Source organism: Nocardioides sp. JQ2195 (assembly GCF_012272695.1).
In the GTDB taxonomy this organism is placed as follows: domain Bacteria; phylum Actinomycetota; class Actinomycetes; order Propionibacteriales; family Nocardioidaceae; genus Nocardioides.
In genome coordinates, this window is the sequence record NZ_CP050902.1 from 1,002,323 (window position 1) to 1,021,561 (window position 19,239).

Here is a 19,239-nt window from a genome sequence, read left to right on the forward strand (position 1 = left end):
CCGAACAAAGGCTTTCTACGGTGGTTCGCTACTTCCCCAGCGACGACCGACACCGCGTGGTGGCCCTGGTGGCCACACTGCTCGTGGTGATCGGCATGGTGTGTGCTCCCTTGGCACATGCCGACGGAGACAAGGATCTGAAGGACAAGCAGCGCCAGGTCAAGAAGAACCTGAGCTCTGCCCATCAGGATCTCGATGAGTCCAGCGCGGCGCTGCGCAGGGCCAATGCGCGGCTGCAGGCAGCACACACCGAGCTGAAGTCGGCCCGCGCCGAGCTCATCAGCACGCGAGGCCAGCTCACCACCGCGAAGGTCAGGGACCGGCAGGCGCAAGCAGCGCTCGACCAGGCCGAGCTCGACCTGGCCGACGCCCGCGCCGACCTCCGGGAGGGCCAGGCCGCCGTGGCGGAGAAGAACGACGACGTCGGCGCGATGATCGCCGACATCTATGAGCAGGGAGACCCCCGACTCGCCTCGTTCTCCTCGCTCCTCAACGCGGAGGACCCCACGGACATCACGCGCACGCTCGCCTCCCAGGACGCCTTGGTCAGCGACGAGACCCAGGCCCTGGACGAGCTCAAGGCCGCCAAGATCCTGCTCGGCGTCCGTGAGGAGAACGTCGAGGACAAGAAGGACTCGGTGGCCACCAAGCGTGCCGCCGCGGCGGAGAACCTCGAGCTGATGGAGGACCTCGAGGCGCAGGCCGCGAGCCAGGCCGCCTCCGTGAAGAAGCTCGTGGGCAAGCGCTCCAGCGCCAAGGCCAGCGCGGCCAAGGTGAAGCGCCGTGACCTGGCCGAGCTGGCCGAGCTGCGCAAGGAGCAGGACCGCATCGAGGCGATGCTGCGTGCACGCGCCGCCGCAGCGGCCAAGAAGGCGGGCAACACCGGCCCGCCCGGTGCTTCAGGTGGGTTCCTGAGCTACCCGGTGAGTGGCCCGGTCACCTCGTCCTTCGGCTACCGGGTGCACCCGATCTACGGCTACTACTCCCTGCACGACGGGACCGACTTCGGCGCCGGCTGCGGCCAGCCGCTCTATGCGGCGGCCGATGGCACCGTGATCTCGCGGTACTACCAGACGGCGTGGGGAAACCGTCTGATCATCGACCACGGACACCAGCGTGGTGTCGGCCTGGCCACGATCTACAACCACGCCACGTCGTACACCGTCGGGGTGGGCGCCCACGTCGAGCGTGGTCAGGTGGTCGGCTACGTCGGCTCGACCGGCTGGTCGACGGGCTGCCACCTGCACTTCACGGTGATGGCCAACGGGTCTCCGGTCAACCCCATGAAGTGGCTCTGAGGCCCGACTGGAGCAGGTCGGGGCGGGCGCCCAGCGCGCCCGTCTCGAAACCGGCTTGCCGCTCCTGAGAGAATGACCGCATGGTCAAGGAGCAGGGCACGAAGCTGGTCGCGCAGAACAAGAAGGCGCGCCACGACTACCACATCGAGACGACGTACGAGGCCGGCATGGTCCTGGTCGGCACCGAGGTGAAGTCCCTGCGCATGGGTCGGGCGTCCCTGGTCGACGGCTTCGTGGAGATCGACGGCGGTGAGGTCTGGCTGCACAACGTGCACATCCCGGAGTACTCCCAGGGGAACTGGACCAACCACGCCTCCAGGCGCAAGCGCAAGCTCCTGCTCAACCGCGTCGAGATCGACAAGATCGAGCGGCGGGTCAACGAGAAGGGCTTCACGGTCGTGCCGCTCTCGCTCTACTTCAAGGACGGTCGCGCCAAGATCGAGATCGCGCTGGCCAAGGGCAAGAAGGCCTGGGACAAGCGCAACACGATTGCCGAGCGCACGGCCAACCGGGAGAAGGAGATCGAGATCGGCCGTCGGCTCAAGGGCATGCGTTGACCGACTCGCAGGCGGAGCGGCCCTCGACGGTGGTTGAGGAGGCCGAGGAACGAGGCCGTCTCGAAACCACCCTCAGCCGACTGGGAATTCCGGGGTTCTTCGACGTCCACACCCACTTCCTGCCACCCAACGTGATGGCCAAGGTGCGAGCCGTCTTCGACTCCGCAGGACCGTTGATCGGGCGACCGTGGCCGCTGAACTACCGAGACACCGACGACGTGCTGGTCGAGACGCTGCGTGGCTTCGGGGTCCGACGATTCTCCGCCTTGGCCTACGCCCACAAGCCGGCGATGGCGGAGTTCCTCAACGAGTGGTCAGCCGGCTTCGCGCAACGCGTGCCCGAGGCCCTGCACTGCGGCACGTTCTTCCCGGAGGAGGGGGCCGCCGACTACGTCTCCGCGCGCATCTCCTCGGGTGTGGAGCTGTTCAAGGTGCACGTGCAGGTGGGCGGGTTCCACGTCACCGACCCGCTGCTGGACGACGCCTGGGGCGTGCTGGCCGAGGCCGGCACGCCGATCGTGCTCCACGCGGGCTCAGGGCCGGTGCCCACCGAGTTCACCGGCCCCGGACCGGTGAGGGAGCTGTTGGGAAGGCATCCCGGACTCGCCCTGGTGATGGCGCACATGGGCGCCCCCGAGTACGTCGAGTTCATGGAGATGGCCGAGGAGTTCGCCAACGTCCGGTTGGACACCACGATGGCCTTCACCGACTTCTTCGAGGAGATGGGCGGACCATTCCCACCGGAGCTGACGTCGCGTCTGCACGCTCTCGGCGACAAGGTGCTGCTCGGGTCGGACTTCCCGAACATCCCCTATCCCTATGCCCACCAGATCGAGGCGTTGGAGCGGCTCGACCTCGGGGACGACTGGCTCCGCCGTGTGCTGTGGGGCAACGGCGAGGCGTTGTTCGGGGGGAGCGCGGCCCCGGGAGTCTCGTCCTGACGCTCCGACAGGCGAGGAGGAGCCGACGAAACCCGGTTGGGGGAATGTCCCGGGCCCGGATATGGTTGCACCAGTACAACTCAAGAGGGGCTGATCGGTTTCGACTTGGGACGTTTGTTCCAGGGGAAGCGGGTCGAGAAGCCAGCGTCATCTCGTTAACGTTCGCTGGAAAACCATAGTTGCCGACTCTAAGCGCAACGACTTCGCTCTCGCTGCCTGAGCAGTGATCGAAGGGTCAGACCGGGCATCCGCCTTCGTCCCGGACCCTGGCCTCATTCAGAAGGCTTGCTGATCAATTCCTGTCAGGAGGATTGATCGGGACTTTTTCCTGACTGAGCCTGTCGGTGACGTGTCCGTGCGAGCACCGGGGCCGAGAAAACGCCAGCACTGACTGCACCCGGAGAAGACCTGGTTCGGCGCTCGAGGACGCGGGTTCGATTCCCGCCAGCTCCACACGATCACCTCTTGAACACGATGCGGAAGACCCCGGCCACACGCCGGGGTCTTCCGCATCGTCGTCTGTCGGGCCCTCGCGCTGAGATGAGAACTCCTTCATCTTGCCCTCATGACTGCCTCACCCACGCCTCCGAGACTGGTGCCACAACCAAGGAACCAGTGAAAGAGGGAAACAAGATGTTCAACCTTCGCAGGACCGCCGCCACGATCGGCACCGCAGCACTCCTCGCCACGCCTCTCGCCGTGCTGGGTGCCAGCCCCGCCTCGGCCGACGCCGACCGTGAGTTCCGCTACGCCGGGGCCCACCACGAGTTCGACGTCGAGAAGGACGACGGTCGCTTCGAGGTCTCCTTCGAGATCGACGATGCGAAGCGCGGCAGCAAGTGGCGCGTGGTGATCCGTCACGACGGCAAGGTCATCCACAAGAAGGTGCACCGCGCGGACAGCGACGGCGAGGTCGAGATCGACAAGGACCGCCGCAACACCAAGGGCAAGGACATCTTCAAGGTGAAGGTCAAGAAGGTCGGCAAGAAGGCGGCCGCCACGCGCACCATCGTCCGACGCTGACCGGAAATCAGGCCGGGGGACGCTAGATTGCCCCCATGATCGCCTTCATCCTGGCTGGCCTGATCCTCGGCGTGCTGGCCCGCGCGCTGGCAGGAGGACTGCGTGACCCCCAGGTCATGCTCACCGTCCCTGCCGGCGTCGCGGGTGCCGTCGTCGGTGGTGTCGGGGCCAACCTGCTGCGCAGTGAGCCATGGCACGCCAACGGCGCGTTCAGCGTGATCGCCGCCTGCGTGGTGGCCCTCATCGTCCTCGGTCTCCTCGAGGGTGGTGTGGGACGCAAGTCCGCGTGACATGGGAACCACACGGCTGATACGTCCCCTGGTGACCAGTCTGGTCGTGGTCCTCGGCCTGGGCCTGGCTCCGTCGGTGGCGAGGGCGGACGAGCTCCCCACCGACCTGGTCGCCACGACCACCACGATGCGAGCGCCGGCCAGCCCGTCCGGACTCCCGGTCCCGGTCACCATCACCGTCACCGCGGCCGACGGGACCGACGTCGTCGGCGGTCCGGTCACTCTCGAGCGGCGAGTCGGTGGAGACTGGAGGTCAGTCACCGAGACGGTCACCGACGCCGACGGCTCCGTGCAGGTCACGGTCAAGCTCAGCCGGCTCAAGGCCGACAACGTGTTCCGGGCCCGCCATGCCGGAGGCTCGACGTACGCCGCATCGAGCACCGGGCCGAAGCGGCTCGACCTGGAGCGACGTCACAGCCGTCTGAGGCTGGATGCGCCGAAGACCGTGGTCGACGAGCAGGCTGTCGACTTCTCGATCCTGTGGCGCACCCGCAGCGGCATGCCGGTCGCTGGCCGGGTGCTCGTCCAGACTCGCAGGAACGGCAGGTGGCGCACCGTCCACAAGCTGCGCACCAATGACAAGGGCCGCGCCAGCTGGCGCTACAAGGTGCGCAGCGACAGCGTGTGGCGGGCCCGGGGCAAGCGACTGGCCTGGGTGAGCGGCGACACCAGCAACAGACGCCGCATCAACAACCTCCCACCCGGTCGTCCCGTGGTCCTGCCCGACGCAGCTCCCAGGCCCCGGGTCAAGCTTCCGGCGCAGCCGCGCGCCACCCAGCGCGGGGCAGCCGTCACGATCCGGCGCATCCCCGACCCGATGTGGCACCAGATGGTGGGGCGCACCTGGCACAGTGGGTGCCCGGTCGGCCGTGCCGGACTCCGGTTGATCCGGGTCAACTACTGGGCGTACGACGGCTACCGGCGACGTGGTGAGATCGTCGTCAACGCGCGGGTCTCGGGCAACGTGGCCGCCGCGTTCAGGGAGATCTACGAGCGCAGGCTGCCGATCCGGTCGATGTACCGCGTCGACCGCTTCGGCTGGAGCGCGAAGCTGCACGGGGGCAACGACTACAAGTCGATGGCGGCTGGCAACACGTCGGCGTTCAACTGCCGCAGCGTGGTCAACCGGCCGGGGGTTCGTTCCCCGCACTCCTACGGCACCGCGGTCGACGTGAACACCTGGGAGAACCCCTACCGGTCGGCGACCGGGATCGTCCCGAACACGTGGTGGCAGTCCCACTCGAACCCGCGCTACGCGTGGCGATCGCGCGACCACGCGATGGTCAGGCTGATGCGCCGGCACGGCCTGTTCTGGACCTACGGGCTCGGCGACACCCAGCACTTCGACGCCACCGCCGGCTCGGCGCAGATCCGCATCGCACCACCCTGCGTCGGCAACTGCCACTGAGCCACAGCCCCTCACGACGGCACCGGGTCGCAGTCATCAGATGACCGCGACCCGGTGCCGTCGGTGTCGGTGCCGGTCAGACGATGTCCTCGCCCTTCTCCCTGGCGGTGCGGTACTCCTTGACGAACGCGACCGAGATCACGAGCAGCACGAGCGCGGCCAACAGGGGCCAGATGAGCACATAGGCGGTCAACAGAGCGGTTTCCATGATTCCTCCTGGTCAGTGGGTCGGGTCGAGGTCGTCGTCGTGGCGGCCGATGGGCTCGGCCACGGCGACGACCGCGGCATCGCTGTCGTCGAAGTCGCCGACCGTGAGTGAGATCTCGTCGAAGTCGAACTCCGTGTCGGAGGACGTCGACATCGCCCAGCACACGATGGTGCTCACCGCGTAGGCGACCAACGACCCGCTGAGGGTCGCGTAGTCGTGCAGGAAGCCGATCACGAACGGCGCGGAGACGACCGAGGCGATGATGCCGACGGTCAATGCCGGCCGGAGCCCGAAGAAGCCGAAGCACATCAGGCCGAGCACGATGCCGATCCCGATCACCGAGAGGATGTCGACCCCGATGCCGACGACACCGGTGAGCGGGATCCACTCGAAGCGCACCGGCAGGAAGACGGCCAGGGCCATCAGCACCGAGGTGGTGAAAGCCTTGTTGGTCACCTTGTTCCAGTAGAAGCTGGCGATCACCGGGAACACCAAGGCACCCCAGAGGGCTCCGACGAACACGAGCAGGTCGAGGATGTTCAGCTGGAAGCTGGCGAACACCACGGCCGTCGCGGTCGCGACGACCATCGTGCCGCGACCGATCAGCAGCATCAGCTTCGGGTCGGCGTTGTCCTTGCCGACGCTCTGGCCGTAGACGTCGGCCATCACGATGGAGGCCATCGCGGCCATGTCGGAGTCGGCGGTGGAGGAGAGCGCGCCGATGATCATGATGAAGAAGACCGCCAGCAGGAGGCCGGGCAGGTACTCGGCGGCCATCTCGGGGATCAGGTTGTTGACCTCGCCGCCACTGGGCTCGAAACCGAGGTAGAGCGCCAGGACACCGAGCATGCCGACGCCGATCACCATCGACCCGTAGCCCAGCGTCGCGGTGAGGAACGTCGGCTTGATCAGGTCCTCACGGACCGCGAAGAGCCGCTGGGCGATGGTCTGGTTGCCGATGGCGTAGGCGAGCACCGCTGCGATGTACGGCGCACCCTGGTTCAGGAAGGCATCGCTGGAGAAGAAGTTGCCCTGCTGGGCCGTCAGGTTTCCCGCGCCGGTCTCGAAGACGGCCGGGAACCCGGCGGCGAAGAAGATGAAGGGCACGATCACTGCGACCGCACCGAGCATCGCGAGGACCTGCAGGAAGTCGGTCAGCACCGAGGCTCGGAATCCTGACCAGAGGGTGTAGAGCAGTGTCCCGCCGGCCACCGTGACGACACCTTGGGTGAAGTTGAAGGGGGAGAGCAGGGAGATCAGCACCCCACCTGCGATGAAGTTCGACATCAGGCTGATCAGGCTGCCGACCAGGTTGGACCCGGCGAGCAGCAACTGGCTGGAGCGACCGTGCCGGGCGAACATCACCTCGGCCAAGGTGTGCGCGCGTGGCGCGACGGCGCGGATCCGCTTGCCGAAGGGATAGATGAACAGGATCATCAGCGCCCCCCAGAACCCGTAGTGGATCGGGCCGGAGATGCCGTACGTGAAGCCGGAGGTGGCGGCGGCGTACATCGAGGACGCCCAGATCCACGTGGCGGTCATGCTGCCGGCGGAGATGCCGAAGCCGATGTTGTTGCCGGCGGTCATGAAGCCGTCGGCATTCTCTTCCTTCTTCCCGATCATGGTCGAGACCCAGAACGTTCCTCCGTAGAAGAACAGCAACAGGGCGACGATGACGGGAATGCTGAACTGCGCGGACTCGATTCCGGGCACTGGTGCTCCTCTGGTTCGCACGCGACCACGGCCCGGACGCACTCGACTCGTGGTCGCGGCGATTGACGCCAACCGGGCCGGTCGGCAGGGTTCAGGGATCGTTGATCCCGCGGAAGACCGGTCCAACTTCGCGGACCGTCAGGTCGCGGAGGTCCGGCCCAGCCAGTTGGCTGTAACTGACAAGCACCGTAACAGGAGGTTACGTTCTGGGCATGACCGTCCTCCTCGACCGTGGCGTGGGTCACTCGTGACTGCCTGCGCCTTCTGCTCGATCGTCGCGGGGGAGACGCCCGCGGAGGTGGTCCTCGAGACGCCGCAGCTGCTGGCCTTCCTTGACCGGCGGCCGGTCTTCAAGGGCCACGTCCTGCTGGTGCCCCGGCGACACGTGGTCACGCTGCCGGACCTGCCGCCCGAGCTGCGTGAGCCCTTCCTGGCCGCCGGGCAGCAGCTCGCCTCCGCGATGGTCGCCGGGCTGGGCGCGCAGGGGAGCTTCGTCGCGATGAACAACACCGTCTCCCAGTCCGTGCCACACCTGCACCTGCACGTGGTGCCCCGCACGAAGGGGGACGGGTTGCGCGGATTCTTCTGGCCGCGCACGAAGTACGCCGACGGCGAGCCAGCGGAGTATGCCGCCCGGCTCAGAGCCGTGCTCGAGCCTGACTAGGGTGGTCGTGAACGTGCATCTCACCGAAGGAGAATCAAATGGGTCGCTTTGACGGACGCGTGGCCGTGGTCACCGGTTCGGCACGAGGCATTGGCTTCGCCACCGCCAAGCGGTTCGCCGAGGAAGGGGCCGCGGTCGCGATCATCGACCTCGACGAGTCCGCAGCGAGTGAGGCGGCCGGCAAGCTGGGCGACGGCGTGAAGTCCGTCGGCATCGGAGCCGACGTCAGCGACGCAGCCTCCGTCGAGGCAGCCGTCGAGCGCGTGGTCTCCGAGCTCGGTGGCATCCACATCCTCGTGAACAACGCCGGGATCACCCGCGACAACCTGCTGTTCAGGATGACCGAGCAGGACTGGGACCTCGTCATGGGCGTTCACCTCAAGGGTGCCTTCCTGATGACCAAGGCGGCGCAGAAGCACTTCGTGGAGCAGAAGTACGGCAAGATCGTGAACCTCTCCAGCGTCTCCGCGCTGGGCAACCGGGGCCAGGCCAACTACTCGGCGGCCAAGATGGGTGTGCAGGGCTTCACCCGCACCCTCGGCATCGAGCTCGGCCCGTTCGGCATCAACGCCAACGCGATCGCCCCCGGCTTCATCGCCACCGAGATGACCGACGCGACCGCGGCTCGTCTGAAGATGGACGTCGATGAGTTCCGCAGGCTCAACGCCGAGGCGAACCCGGTCCGTCGCGTCGGCTTCCCCGAGGACATCGCCGCGGCAGCCGCGTTCCTGGCCAGCGACGAGGCGTCGTACATCACCGGCCAGACGCTCTACGTCGACGGCGGAGCCAAGCTCGGCTGAGGCACTCCCGGGCACCTGCGGACCCGGCTCAGTGGAGGTCGTCCTTCCGGAGACGGCGTACGACGTGGGGTCCCGTGCGTGCTGGGTGATCGCATTCCGTGGATTTCCGGCGTCCGAGACGCTTATCGTGCAGGCGGACAACTCAACGCACTCCGGGACAACGCCGAGTCCTGCCCCGTCCCGGAGTGTCCCGTGATCGATCGAAGCCGAGGGGCAGGAGTGGGGGACCCACAGGTTCCACGCGGCGCCGGCCCGACGGGTCGGCGCTGCTCGGGGTGAAGCCACCCGACGGTGGCGGAGCACTTTCCGGCTCCAACCCGACAGCTCACCCCACAGGCGTGGGAAAGGACCCACCCATGCCCGTGCAACTGCTCTCCAGGCTGCTGGTGCTGCCACTGCTCATCGCCTCCTTGGTGCTGGCCGGCACCGTGGTCGAACCGCCGGAGGCCGAGGCAGCCACCCAGCTGACCCGCTCGGAGAAGATCCAGAAGGCCTACCGGGTCGCGGCCCGGCAGATCGGCGACCGCTACAAGTACGGCGCGGCCGGCCCGAACCGGTTCGACTGCTCCGGCCTGACCTACTTCGCCTACCAGCGGGCCGGCTTTCGGGGACTGCCGCGGACGTCGAGCGCGCAGTACGACTTCGTGCGCAAGATCCGCAAGCGCAACCTGCGCAAGGGCGACCTGGTGTTCTTCCACGACGACGGCCGGGTCTACCACGTGGGGATCTTCATTCGCCGCAAGGACGGTCGCGTGAAGATCCTCCACGCCCCCAACAGCGGGAGCAGGGTGAAGCGTGAGTTCGCCTGGACGACCAGATTCTACGCCGGCACCCTGCGGCGGCGGTGAGTCGAACGGGTGCCGTGGCACTGCTCGACCGCTCGGTCCTGTGGGCTGGGTCACGCGAGTAGGTTCACCCCCGGCGATCCTCGCCGTGCCGAGGGCGCGCCTCCCCGGATCGGGGTGGCACACCTTCACACTTGCTTCTCGACTGAAGTTGTTGACGATCGGAGATCCACGTGCGCCGTGTCCGCCCCACGATGGCCTTGGCGGCCGCCCTTGCCCTGAGCCTGACGCTCACTGCCTGCGGCGGAGATGACAAGAACGACGAGCAGGCCCAGGAGGCAAAGAAGCAGGCTCGGGCCGAGGTGCTCGAGAGCACTTGGCCGATGACCGGCCTCGACGTCTCGGGCAAGGACTCGGCCAGCCAGGACCACCCCGTCTACGTCGTCAAGATCGACAACACCGGCAGCAGTGCCCCGCAGATCGGGCTCAGCTCGGCCGACATGGTGGTCGAGGAGCTCGTCGAGGGGGGCAGCACGCGGCTGGCGGCGTTCTACTACTCCACGATCCCCGCCCAGGTGGGTCCGGTCCGTTCGATGCGCGCCTCCGACATCGGCATCGTGTCGCCGGTGGACGCCCAGATGGTCACCAGCGGCGCCGCGATGCCGACGATCAACCGCCTCAAGGGTGCCGGCATCAGGTTCCACCAGGAGGGCGCTGCCGGCTTCTACCGGGACTCCGGCCGCTCTGCTCCCTACAACCTGATGGTCGACCTGGGCAAGCTCGCCAAGGCGAGCAAGCTCTCCGAGGACGCCCGTCCCGACGACTACCTGCCGTGGGGCGAGGCGAAGGACCTGCCCAAGGGCAAGAAGGCCACCTCCATCTCGGCGTCGTTCTCGGGTGGACACACCACCAACTGGTCGTTCCAGGGTGGCAAGTACCACAACCAGAACTCCAACGCCGCCGCCGACGACCAGTTCACCCCCGACACCGTGCTGGTGCTCAAGGTCGAGGTGGGCGATGCGGGCTACAAGGACCCGGCCGGCAACTTCGTGCCCGAGACCAAGTTCCACGGCACCGGAGAGGCCACTGTCTTCAACGACGGCAAGGCCGTGACCGGCACCTGGAGCAAGGGAGCGGCCGACAGTGCGCTCAAGCTCAAGACCAAGGCGGGTGCGCTGAAGATCCCGGCCGGCAACGTCTGGATCGAGCTGGTCCCCGCTGACGGCGGGAACGTCAGCTACAACTGACGCCGATCACGAAAGGGCCTCCGACCGCTTCGGTCGGAGGCCCTTTCGTCGTTGGTCAGCCGCTGGCGGAGGGTCCCTGTGGACGGGAGGGTCCCTGTGGGCGGAGGGTCCCGGTCCTCAGTTGCGCACCGCGCTGTCGCCGGTCACGGGGTCGACCAGCTCGATGCCCTGGTCGACCAGGCTGCGCAGTCCCATCAGCATGAAGCCGATGGCTGCCTCCACGCGGGCACTGGCCTCCTCGGGCTGGGCGCTGGACGCGACTCCTTCCCCGGCACTGCTCAGCGCGCCGAAGAAGATCCGGCTGAAGGTGTCGATCATGGGTTGCTCCAGCTCCCACGGACCCGCGGAGAGCACGTTCTGCACCACGTCGAGCACGATCGCGAACGAGGAGCGTTCCTCCTGCTCGCGGAAGCGCTCGTAGCCCAGCACGGCAGGGCCCTCCTGGATCACGATGCGGCGGTAGGCCGGGTCCTGGACCACCGTGAGGAAGGCGCGAAGCCCTTCGAGCGCCTTCTCCCAGGGGTCCTTGACCCCCTTGACTCCCTTGGCGATGGCTTGGGCGGCCTCGGCCTCGATGCGCTCGAAGACGGCTTCGAAGAGGGCCTGCTTGCCGCTGTAGTGGTGGTAGAGCGCGCCCTTGGTGACCTGCGCCTCAGCGACGATCGCGTCGAGGGAGGTGCTGGCGTAGCCGTGCTCGGCGAACAGCCCGGCGGCCGCCTCCACCAGGGCTCGCTTGGTGCTGCTGGAGTACTGCTGGCGCCGGGTGGCCCCGGGGAGATCGGGGAGAGGAAGGCTCGGCATGAGGCGTTTGGCAGCGGACTTGCTCATTGGCTCAGCATAGGTGGGCGCTGCCGCGTGCTGTGGTCGAGGTCACGCAGTGGTCGGTTTGCATACCGTCGGTCGGGTACATACTCTTAGTACGTACCGTCGGTACGTGAAATCGAAAGGAGCTGCACCATGACCTGGGAAGCCTTTCACCAGCGCGGAGACGTCCTCCGCTCCCTCGTCGCCGAGGTGGGCGTCCGCCGGGATGGAATCCTCCCGATGGACCTGCCCGGCGTCGCCCAGACCTTCCACGACGAGCTCGACGTCCTCGGCGCCCTGCAACTGCGCTGGTTTGCCCGACTCTCGGGCCACATCGAGGCCGAGCTCAGCAACCAGCCGATGGACCTCGAGTCCGCGGTGATCGCCGCCTGGCGGGCCACGGCCGATGAGCTTCCCGGGATCCGCGAGGTCCAGGACAGCTATCGGGCCGCGCCGCTGGACGACCGGATGGCGCAGGCGATGGCCACGGCGACGGCGAAGGAACGCCAGATGCTGGCCGTGATGGCAGGACTGGTCTCGGCCGTGCAGGCCGACGAGCACGGAGCCCGGATCGGGGCCCGGATCGAGGCGGCCGCGCGAGCGGGCTACCAGCTCCCTGAGCCGTCGCCGACTCCCGGCAACGTCGGCTTCCTCGATCGCATCAAGGCGGCCCTCGCCGCCTGAGTGCGCACCCAGACTGACAGACCCCGGCGTCGACACGCCCGCGGCCCCTCCCTTCCGCACTCCCTCCCTCCCCAGTGTCGGCCCGGGGTCTGTTGTCATGTTTTGGCATGCTGGGTGCATGGAGCCACGAGCCGGAGCACTGCTGGTGGCCAGCCCCCAGCTGGCCGACCCGAACTTCGCCGACTCCGTGGTCCTGCTCCTCGACGTCGGCGAGGACGGTGCGCTGGGCGTGGTGCTCAACCGTCCGACGATGCTGCTGGTCGCCGAAGCGCTCGCGGACTGGCGTGACCTGGTTGCCGAGCCCGCCGTGCTCTTCCACGGTGGCCCGGTGTCGACCGATGGAGCACTGGCCGTGGCCCGACTCTCCGACCCCGGCGACGAGCCGGTCGGGTTCAGGGCCACCTTCGCCGACGTGGGCCTGGTCGACCTGGACTCGCCCCTGGAGCTCGTCGAAGGAGGACTGGCCGACCTGCGCATCTTTGCCGGGTACGCCGGATGGGGTGCCGAGCAGCTCGCCGCCGAGATCGACGAGGGCGCCTGGTACGTCGTCCCCGCCGACGTCGGCGACCTGTTCCGTGAGGACACCACGACGCTGCGCACCGACGTGCTCCGCCGTCAGCCCGGTGAGCTGGCGTGGGTCTCAACACGCCCGGCCGACCCCTTGATGAACTGACATCTGACATACAGTGGTGAACGTGAGCAACCCGATCGGATTCAGCCAGACAGACGTCCTCGAGGACCGCAAGACCGTCCCGACCGACGAGGGTGACCACGAGCGGTTCTCTCACTACGCGCCCAAGGACAAGGTCATGGAGGCGATGGTCATGGGCACGCCCGTGACCGCCCTGTGTGGCAAGACCTGGGTGCCGAGCCGGTCGCCGGAGAAGTTCCCGGTGTGCCCGGAGTGCAAGGAGATCTGGGAGAGCCTGCCGCAGGGCGGGGGAGGCTCCGAGTGACGGAAGGGCCCGCCAGCCAGCCCGTCGTACCGAACACGCCCCCTCTCACCCCGGCCTGGCCGGACCGTGCCGCGTGGGGCACCGCGCAGTCCCTGCGTGCGTGGCAGGCAGCAGCGCTGGAGAAGTACTTCACCGAGTCGCCGCGCGACTTCCTCGCCGTGGCCACCCCCGGTGCCGGGAAGACGACGTTCGCGCTGACCGTCGCCTCCGAGCTGCTCGGACGTCGGATCATCGACCGGATCACCATCATCGCGCCCACGGAACACCTCAAGACGCAGTGGGCCGAGGCCGCCGCCCGTGCCGGCATCCCGATCGACCCCAACTACTCCGCGGGGCAGGGCAGGACCTCCAAGGACTACGTCGGGATCGCGCTCACGTATGCCGGTGTGGCGGTGAACCCGCTGGCCCACCGGATCCGCACCGAGCGGTTCAAGACGCTGGTCATCCTCGACGAGGTGCACCACGCCGGCGACGCACTGTCGTGGGGGGACGGCGTACGCGAAGCCTTCGAGCCGGCGCACCGACGCCTGGCCCTGACCGGGACGCCGTTCCGCTCCGACATCAACCCGATCCCGTTCGTCACCTATGCGCCCGGCGACGACGGCATTCCGCGTTCGCTGGCCGACTACACCTACGGGTACGGCGAGGCGCTGGCCGACCACGTCGTCCGCCCGGTGCTGTTCATGGCCTATTCCGGTGAGATGCAGTGGCGCACGCGCGCCGGCGACGAGATCTCCGCCCGCCTGGGTGAGCCGCTGACCAAGGACCAGACCGCTCAAGCGTTGCGCACAGCGCTCGACCCGGCCGGATCGTGGATGCCTGCGGTCCTCGAGGCCGCCGACCGCCGGCTCTCCGAGGTGCGTCGACACGTGCCCGATGCCGGTGGACTGGTGATCGCCTCGGACCAGGATTCCGCCCGCGCCTACGCGAAGCTGCTCAAGGCGATCAGCGGCCAGTCGCCCGTCGTCGTGCTCTCCGACGAGAAGGCAGCGTCGAAGAAGATCGCGAAGTTCGCCGACTCCGACGACCGGTGGATGGTGGCCGTGCGGATGGTCTCCGAGGGTGTCGACGTGCCACGGTTGGCGGTCGGTGTCTACGCGACCCGGATCTCGACGCCGCTCTTCTTCGCCCAAGCAGTCGGGCGCTTCGTTCGTGCCCGCAAGCGCGGCGAGACCGCATCGGTGTTCCTGCCGTCGGTGCCCAACCTGCTCCTGCACGCCTCGGAGATGGAGGTGGCTCGCGATCACGTCCTCGGTCGCAAGGTCAACGACGACGGAGACATCTTCGGCGCCGAAGAGGACCTGATGAACCAGGCCAACGCGACCGAGTCGGCTTTGGGCGACGAGATGATGGGCCCGTGGGAGGCGCTCGGCTCGCAGGCGACCTTCGACCGCGTGCTCTACGACGGCGGTGAGTTCGGCCATGAGGGCGAGGTGCACGTCGGGTCCGAGGAGGAGATGGACTTCCTCGGCATCCCCGGGCTGCTCGAGGCCGACCAGGTCCGCGACCTGCTGCGCACCCGTCAGTCCGAGCGAGCAGCGAAGACCAAGCGGGCCAAGGCCCCCGAGGCCGACTCGGTGGCCCAGGTCTCGACGCACGAGCAACTGGCCGTCCTGCGGCGCGAGCTGAACGGCCTCGTCGCCGCGTGGTTCCACCGCACCGGGCAGCCCCACGGTGTCACCCATGCGGCGCTGCGCAAGGAGACCGGGGGGCCCGCTGCGGCGGTCGCCGGGGCCGACCTGTTGCGCAAGCGCATCGACCTGGTCCGTGAATGGGCGGTTCGCAAGACGTCCTGACCCGGCTGGGCGCGCGGTCGCTCGACCCACCTCTCAGACGCTGCACTCCGGCGTCGTGCCCCGCTAGGCTCACCGCATGGCCACGGAGACCTCGCAGACACTCGATCGTGGGCTGCGCGTCCTCCGAGTGCTGGCCGAGACCCAGTCCGGGCTGACCGTGACCGAGCTGGCTGCCAGGCTCTCGGTGAACCGCACCGTCGTCTACCGGTTGGTGGCCACGCTCGAGCAGCACGCACTCGTACGCCGCGATGCCAGGGGACGGCTGCACGTCGGCCTCGGGGTGCTGCACCTGGCCTCTGCGGTCCAGCCGGTGCTGCGCGACCTGGCGGTGCCGGTGTTGCGTGCCCTGGCCGAGTCGAGTGGCTGCACCGCTCACCTGACCGTCGCCGACGGAGAGGAGGCCTTGGCACTGGCCGTGGTGGAGCCGTCGTGGACCGACTTCCACGTGGCCTATCGGGTCGGCGCACGGCACCCGCTGGCCCAGGGCGCGGCCGGGAAGGCGATCCTCCTCGGGCGGGATCCGGCCGTCGCGCGCTTTGCAGTGACGGCGGGAGAGCTGCAGGCTGGTGCCAAGGGCCTTGCCGCGCCGGTGCGGGGCGTCGATGGGCTTGAGGCGTCCGTGGGCATCGTCACGCTCGGGGTGCTCGACGTGGAGAAGCTCGGCCCCCAGGTGGCGGCAGCTGCCGCGGACGTGGCCACCCGGCTCGCCTGACTCGCGAACGGGCAGTTCTTGCGTCGCGAACGGGCAATCATTGCGTGTCGAACGCGCAGTTGAGGTGAAGATCCGTGGATTGTCCGTTCGCGCAACAACGATTGCCCGTTCGCGCATCAACGATTGCCCGTTCGCGGATCGAGGGCTCGTGTCAGGGGGAGGGTGCGGTAGGGCACCTGCTCGGCCAGCGCGATCACTGTCGTCGACCGGACGATGGTCGGGTCGGCCAGCACCCGGTCGATGACCCGCTGCAGGTCGACGTTCGACCGGGCCACCACGCGCACCCACATGTCGCCGGCGCCGGTGATGGTGTAGGCCTCGAGCACCTCGGGGACCTGCTCGAGCTTGCGCGCCACGGTGTCGTGCCCGCCGAGGTCAGTGGCGTCCTGCCGGATCTCTAGGGTGAGGAACGCGGTCACCGGATAGCCCAGGGCGGCGGGGTCGAGGTCCGGGCCCCAGCCCGTGACGACGCCGCTGGCGGCCAGCTTGTCGAGCCGGGCCTGGACGGTGCCGCGAGCCACCCCGAGGCGCCGGGAGGCCTCGAGCACGCCGATCCGAGGCTCATTGGCGAACAGACCGATCAATGTGGCATCGAGATCATCCATCATCCCACCTTCTGTTGGACAACATGCACAGTGTTTCGTCGTACTGTTGCACACCTTGTCGCCGATCGACAGGCTTGAGCCATGACGACGACAGCCAAGGAATCCGGTGGTGCCAGCGGCGGTGCCCTGACCGCCGACGAGCTCAAGGCAGACCTCACCCTCGAGCAGCTCCAGCAGCTGGTCGGCCTCGTGGAGTACGACGCCAGCAGCGACCCGTTCCCGGTGATCGCCCAGGACGCGGTCTGCTTCGTGGTCGGCAACGCCACCCAGACCGCGACGTTCTACCAGCTCGCCCTCGGCATGGAGCTGGAGGCCTACCGCGGCCCGGAGAACGGTTGCCGCGAGTCGAAGTCCTACGTGCTCCGTTCCGGCTCGGCGCGGTTCGTGTTCACCGGGGGTGTGACCCCCGACAGCCCCGTGCTCGACCACCACCGCCACCACGGCGACGGCGTCGTCGACCTGGCCATCGAGGTGCCCGACGTCGACAAGTGCATCGAGCACGCCCGCGCCCAGGGTGCGACGATCCTGGTGGAGCCGCACGACGAGTCCGACGAGCACGGCACCGTCCGCACCGCGGCCATCGCGACCTACGGCGAGACCCGGCACACGCTGGTCGACCGGTCGAGGTACGACGGCCCCTACCTCCCCGGCTACGTCGAGGCGACCACCAAGGTGGCCCGCCGAGAGGGCCACCCGAAGCGACTCTTCCAGGCCGTCGACCACTGCGTCGGCAACGTCGAGCTCGGTCGCATGGACGAGTGGGTGACGTTCTACAACAAGGTGCTCGGCTTCACGAACATGGCCGAGTTCATCGGCGACGACATCGCCACCGACTACTCCGCGCTGATGAGCAAGGTGGTCGCCTCGGGCAACCACCGGGTGAAGTTCCCGCTCAACGAACCGGCGGTCGCGCAGAAGAAGTCGCAGATCGACGAATACCTCGAGTTCTACGACGGCGCCGGCTGCCAGCACATCGCGTTGGCCACCAACGACATCCTGCGCAGCGTCGACATCCTGCGCGACAACGGCATCGAGTTCCTCGACACCCCCGACTCCTACTACGACGACCCCGAGCTGCGTGCCCGGATCGGCGAGGTGCGGGTCCCGATCGAGGAGCTGAAGAAGCGCAAGATCCTCGTCGACCGCGACGAGGACGGCTACCTGCTGCAGATCTTCACCAAGCCGATGGGGGACCGACCGACCGTGTTCTACGAGTTCATCGAACGCCACGGATCGCTCGGCTTCGGCAAGGGCAACTTCAAGGCGCTCTTCGAGGCCATCGAGCGCGAGCAGGACGCCCGCGGCAACCTCTGAGTCGCGATCGACCCACACAACGTGTGGGATCCGACGTGTCACGCACGTCGGATCCCACACGTTGTCGTTTCACGGGGTGCGACATACTCCGTGGGTGACGCCAGCCCTCGATCCTCGCTCGCGCCGGGTCCTGGTTGCGCTGCCGATCGTGCTGGCGATGCTCAGCATGATCGGCCCGTTCAGCATCGACACCCCCTTCCCGGCGTTCGACGAGATGCGCGTGGCGCTGCGGGTGGACTCCGACCAGCTGCAGCTGGTCGTGACCGCGTACATGTTGGCGTTCGCCGCGATGAGCATCTTCCACGGGCCGCTCTCGGACGCCCTCGGTCGACGCCCGGTGATCCTCGGCTCGATCGCGGTCTACGTCGTCGCCTCGATCGGGTGCGCGCTGGCCCCGTCGCTGGGCTGGCTGCTGGTGGGCCGTGTGGTGCAGGGCTTGTCAGCGGGAGGATCCACGATCGTCAGCCGAACCGTCATCCGTGACGTGTTCGACGGGCCGCAGGCGCAGCGGCTGATGAGCAGGTGGCGATGATCTTCGGCCTGGCGCCCGCCATCGCCCCGATTGTCGGTGGGATCCTCCTGCAGCTGGGTCCGTGGCACCTGGTCTTCTGGTTCATGGGTGTGATGGGGCTCGTGCTGATCGTGGCGACCCTGCTGGTGCTGCCCGAGACGCATCCGAAGGAAGCGCGGACCGAGCTGAGGGTCAAGGAGATCCTGCATGGCCTGGGCGAGGTCGTGCGCCAGCCGGCCTTCCACCGAATCGCCTGGGCCGGGACCTTCGTGTTCGGAGCGCAGTTCCTCTACATCGGTGGCGCAGCGATCTTCGTGGTCGACGTGCTCGGTGGCGGCGAGCTCGACTTCTGGAAGCTCTTCGTGCCGATGATCGGCGCGATGGTGCTCGGCTCGTGGGCCAGTGGTCGATCCGCGGGTGTCGTCGAGCCCGTGCTGATCGTCAGTGCGGGCTATGCGATCTCCTTGGGAGGCATGGTCCTGGGGACCGTGCTGGCTCTCGTCGGGCTCGGGGACACGTTGCCGTGGGCGGTCGTGGGACTGGCCCTGTTGTCCTTCGGCAACGGACTCGGCTATCCGATCGTGCAGCTGATGGTGCTCGACCTGCTGCCCACGCGACGCGGCGCGGTGATGTCGGGGATGACCTGCGTGACGTTGTCGTTCAACGCCGTCGCAGCCGTGGCGATCACGCCGTACGTCGGTGGGTCGGCGCTGGGCTTCGCGCTCACCGCACTGGTCCTGGTGGTGCTGGGGGCGTTGTGCTGGGCGGCACACCGCCGGGCGCTGGCGCGGGGAACGGTGCGCGCTGCCTGACCGCTCGCGCGGCGGCTGACCCGGCGTCGGAGCCACCAGCTCCGGTCGGGACCCGGGCGATGCCGGGACGAAACCGGCCGTCTGCGGCAGCCTCCACGGTCCCGGCCGCTG

General features: G+C 68.0%; 20 protein-coding genes, 1 other RNA gene, 1 pseudogene and 1 riboswitch. Of the genes and pseudogenes, 18 read left to right on the forward strand and 4 right to left on the reverse strand.

Features of this window, described 5'->3' with window-relative positions:
• Positions 1 to 20 precede the first annotated feature (20 nt).
• The 7 genes from ncot_RS04710 to ncot_RS04740 all read left to right on the forward strand — a co-directional run bounded on the left by ncot_RS04710 (position 21) and on the right by ncot_RS04740 (position 5,517).
• The gene (locus ncot_RS04710) at positions 21 to 1,298 is read left to right on the forward strand and encodes a M23 family metallopeptidase (RefSeq protein ID WP_168616568.1); all 1,278 of its coding nucleotides are present in this window, start codon (positions 21 to 23) and stop codon (positions 1,296 to 1,298) included.
• A gap of 80 nt (positions 1,299 to 1,378) precedes the next feature.
• A complete protein-coding gene (gene smpB, locus ncot_RS04715; protein ID WP_168616569.1) occupies positions 1,379 to 1,855 on the forward strand; it encodes an SsrA-binding protein SmpB in 477 nt (158 codons plus the stop codon).
• Positions 1,852 to 2,796, forward strand: a complete 945-nt coding sequence (locus tag ncot_RS04720; protein ID WP_168616570.1) for an amidohydrolase family protein — start codon at positions 1,852 to 1,854, stop codon at positions 2,794 to 2,796. The genes smpB and ncot_RS04720 overlap by 4 nt, the downstream gene beginning before the upstream one ends.
• 86 nt (positions 2,797 to 2,882) lie before the next feature.
• Positions 2,883 to 3,252: a transfer-messenger RNA gene (gene ssrA / locus ncot_RS04725) on the forward strand.
• Positions 3,253 to 3,429: 177 nt separating this feature from the next.
• Complete coding sequence (locus tag ncot_RS04730) at positions 3,430 to 3,819, forward strand: hypothetical protein (RefSeq protein ID WP_168616571.1); 390 nt, start codon at positions 3,430 to 3,432, stop codon at positions 3,817 to 3,819.
• A gap of 35 nt (positions 3,820 to 3,854) precedes the next feature.
• Positions 3,855 to 4,109 (forward strand): hypothetical protein, encoded by a 255-nt coding sequence (locus ncot_RS04735; protein ID WP_168616572.1) that lies wholly within the window; start codon positions 3,855 to 3,857, stop codon positions 4,107 to 4,109.
• Between the two features lie 31 nt (positions 4,110 to 4,140).
• Positions 4,141 to 5,517: a M15 family metallopeptidase gene (locus ncot_RS04740; protein WP_168616573.1), complete on the forward strand. Its 1,377-nt coding sequence runs from the start codon at positions 4,141 to 4,143 to the stop codon at positions 5,515 to 5,517.
• 76 nt (positions 5,518 to 5,593) lie between these two features.
• On the opposite strand, the gene ncot_RS19600 is transcribed toward ncot_RS04740, so the two are convergent.
• Both ncot_RS19600 and ncot_RS04745 read right to left on the reverse strand, forming a co-directional pair.
• On the reverse strand, positions 5,594 to 5,725 hold the full coding sequence (locus ncot_RS19600) for a putative transporter small subunit (protein WP_240938068.1): 132 nt from the start codon (positions 5,723 to 5,725) through the stop codon (positions 5,594 to 5,596).
• 12 nt (positions 5,726 to 5,737) lie between these two features.
• Positions 5,738 to 7,438, reverse strand: coding sequence for a sodium:solute symporter family protein (locus tag ncot_RS04745; protein WP_168616574.1), 1,701 nt, complete (start codon positions 7,436 to 7,438; stop codon positions 5,738 to 5,740).
• Between the two features lie 247 nt (positions 7,439 to 7,685).
• On the opposite strand from ncot_RS04745, the gene ncot_RS19605 reads away from it, so the two are divergent.
• The 4 genes from ncot_RS19605 to ncot_RS04765 all read left to right on the forward strand — a co-directional run bounded on the left by ncot_RS19605 (position 7,686) and on the right by ncot_RS04765 (position 10,934).
• Complete coding sequence (locus tag ncot_RS19605; protein WP_240938069.1) at positions 7,686 to 8,102, forward strand: HIT family protein; 417 nt, start codon at positions 7,686 to 7,688, stop codon at positions 8,100 to 8,102.
• Between the two features lie 38 nt (positions 8,103 to 8,140).
• Positions 8,141 to 8,902, forward strand: a complete 762-nt coding sequence (gene fabG / locus ncot_RS04755) for a 3-oxoacyl-ACP reductase FabG (protein WP_168616576.1) — start codon at positions 8,141 to 8,143, stop codon at positions 8,900 to 8,902.
• 188 nt (positions 8,903 to 9,090) lie between these two features.
• Positions 9,091 to 9,254, forward strand: a riboswitch (cyclic di-AMP (ydaO/yuaA leader).
• A 4-nt stretch (positions 9,255 to 9,258) separates the two neighbouring features.
• Positions 9,259 to 9,750, forward strand: coding sequence for a C40 family peptidase (locus tag ncot_RS04760; RefSeq protein WP_168616577.1), 492 nt, complete (start codon positions 9,259 to 9,261; stop codon positions 9,748 to 9,750).
• Positions 9,751 to 9,920: 170 nt separating this feature from the next.
• A complete protein-coding gene (locus ncot_RS04765; RefSeq protein ID WP_168616578.1) occupies positions 9,921 to 10,934 on the forward strand; it encodes a DUF3048 domain-containing protein in 1,014 nt (337 codons plus the stop codon).
• A gap of 117 nt (positions 10,935 to 11,051) precedes the next feature.
• Here ncot_RS04765 and ncot_RS04770 read toward each other — a convergent pair whose 3' ends face one another.
• On the reverse strand, positions 11,052 to 11,762 hold the full coding sequence (locus ncot_RS04770) for a TetR/AcrR family transcriptional regulator (protein ID WP_168616579.1): 711 nt from the start codon (positions 11,760 to 11,762) through the stop codon (positions 11,052 to 11,054).
• 129 nt (positions 11,763 to 11,891) lie between these two features.
• Here ncot_RS04770 and ncot_RS04775 point away from each other — a divergent pair, with 129 nt between their 5' ends.
• From ncot_RS04775 to ncot_RS04795, 5 genes are all read left to right on the forward strand, one after another.
• Complete coding sequence (locus ncot_RS04775; protein WP_168616580.1) at positions 11,892 to 12,422, forward strand: hypothetical protein; 531 nt, start codon at positions 11,892 to 11,894, stop codon at positions 12,420 to 12,422.
• A 118-nt stretch (positions 12,423 to 12,540) separates the two neighbouring features.
• Positions 12,541 to 13,095 carry a YqgE/AlgH family protein gene (locus ncot_RS04780; RefSeq protein ID WP_168616581.1) on the forward strand — a complete coding sequence of 185 codons (555 nt, stop codon included), beginning with the start codon at positions 12,541 to 12,543 and terminating at the stop codon, positions 13,093 to 13,095.
• A gap of 34 nt (positions 13,096 to 13,129) precedes the next feature.
• Positions 13,130 to 13,378, forward strand: a complete 249-nt coding sequence (locus tag ncot_RS04785) for a DUF3039 domain-containing protein (RefSeq protein WP_168619168.1) — start codon at positions 13,130 to 13,132, stop codon at positions 13,376 to 13,378.
• Complete coding sequence (locus tag ncot_RS04790; protein WP_168616582.1) at positions 13,375 to 15,174, forward strand: DEAD/DEAH box helicase; 1,800 nt, start codon at positions 13,375 to 13,377, stop codon at positions 15,172 to 15,174. Before ncot_RS04785 ends, ncot_RS04790 begins: the two co-directional genes overlap by 4 nt.
• A gap of 76 nt (positions 15,175 to 15,250) precedes the next feature.
• Positions 15,251 to 15,886, forward strand: a complete 636-nt coding sequence (locus tag ncot_RS04795) for a helix-turn-helix domain-containing protein (protein ID WP_168616583.1) — start codon at positions 15,251 to 15,253, stop codon at positions 15,884 to 15,886.
• Positions 15,887 to 16,002: 116 nt separating this feature from the next.
• On the opposite strand, the gene ncot_RS04800 is transcribed toward ncot_RS04795, so the two are convergent.
• Complete coding sequence (locus ncot_RS04800; protein WP_206065152.1) at positions 16,003 to 16,491, reverse strand: Lrp/AsnC family transcriptional regulator; 489 nt, start codon at positions 16,489 to 16,491, stop codon at positions 16,003 to 16,005.
• 81 nt (positions 16,492 to 16,572) lie between these two features.
• Here ncot_RS04800 and hppD point away from each other — a divergent pair, with 81 nt between their 5' ends.
• Complete coding sequence (gene hppD, locus ncot_RS04805) at positions 16,573 to 17,805, forward strand: 4-hydroxyphenylpyruvate dioxygenase (protein WP_240938070.1); 1,233 nt, start codon at positions 16,573 to 16,575, stop codon at positions 17,803 to 17,805.
• A gap of 214 nt (positions 17,806 to 18,019) precedes the next feature.
• Positions 18,020 to 19,128: pseudogene (locus ncot_RS04815) on the forward strand (multidrug effflux MFS transporter).
• The last annotated feature ends 111 nt before the right edge of the window (positions 19,129 to 19,239 follow it).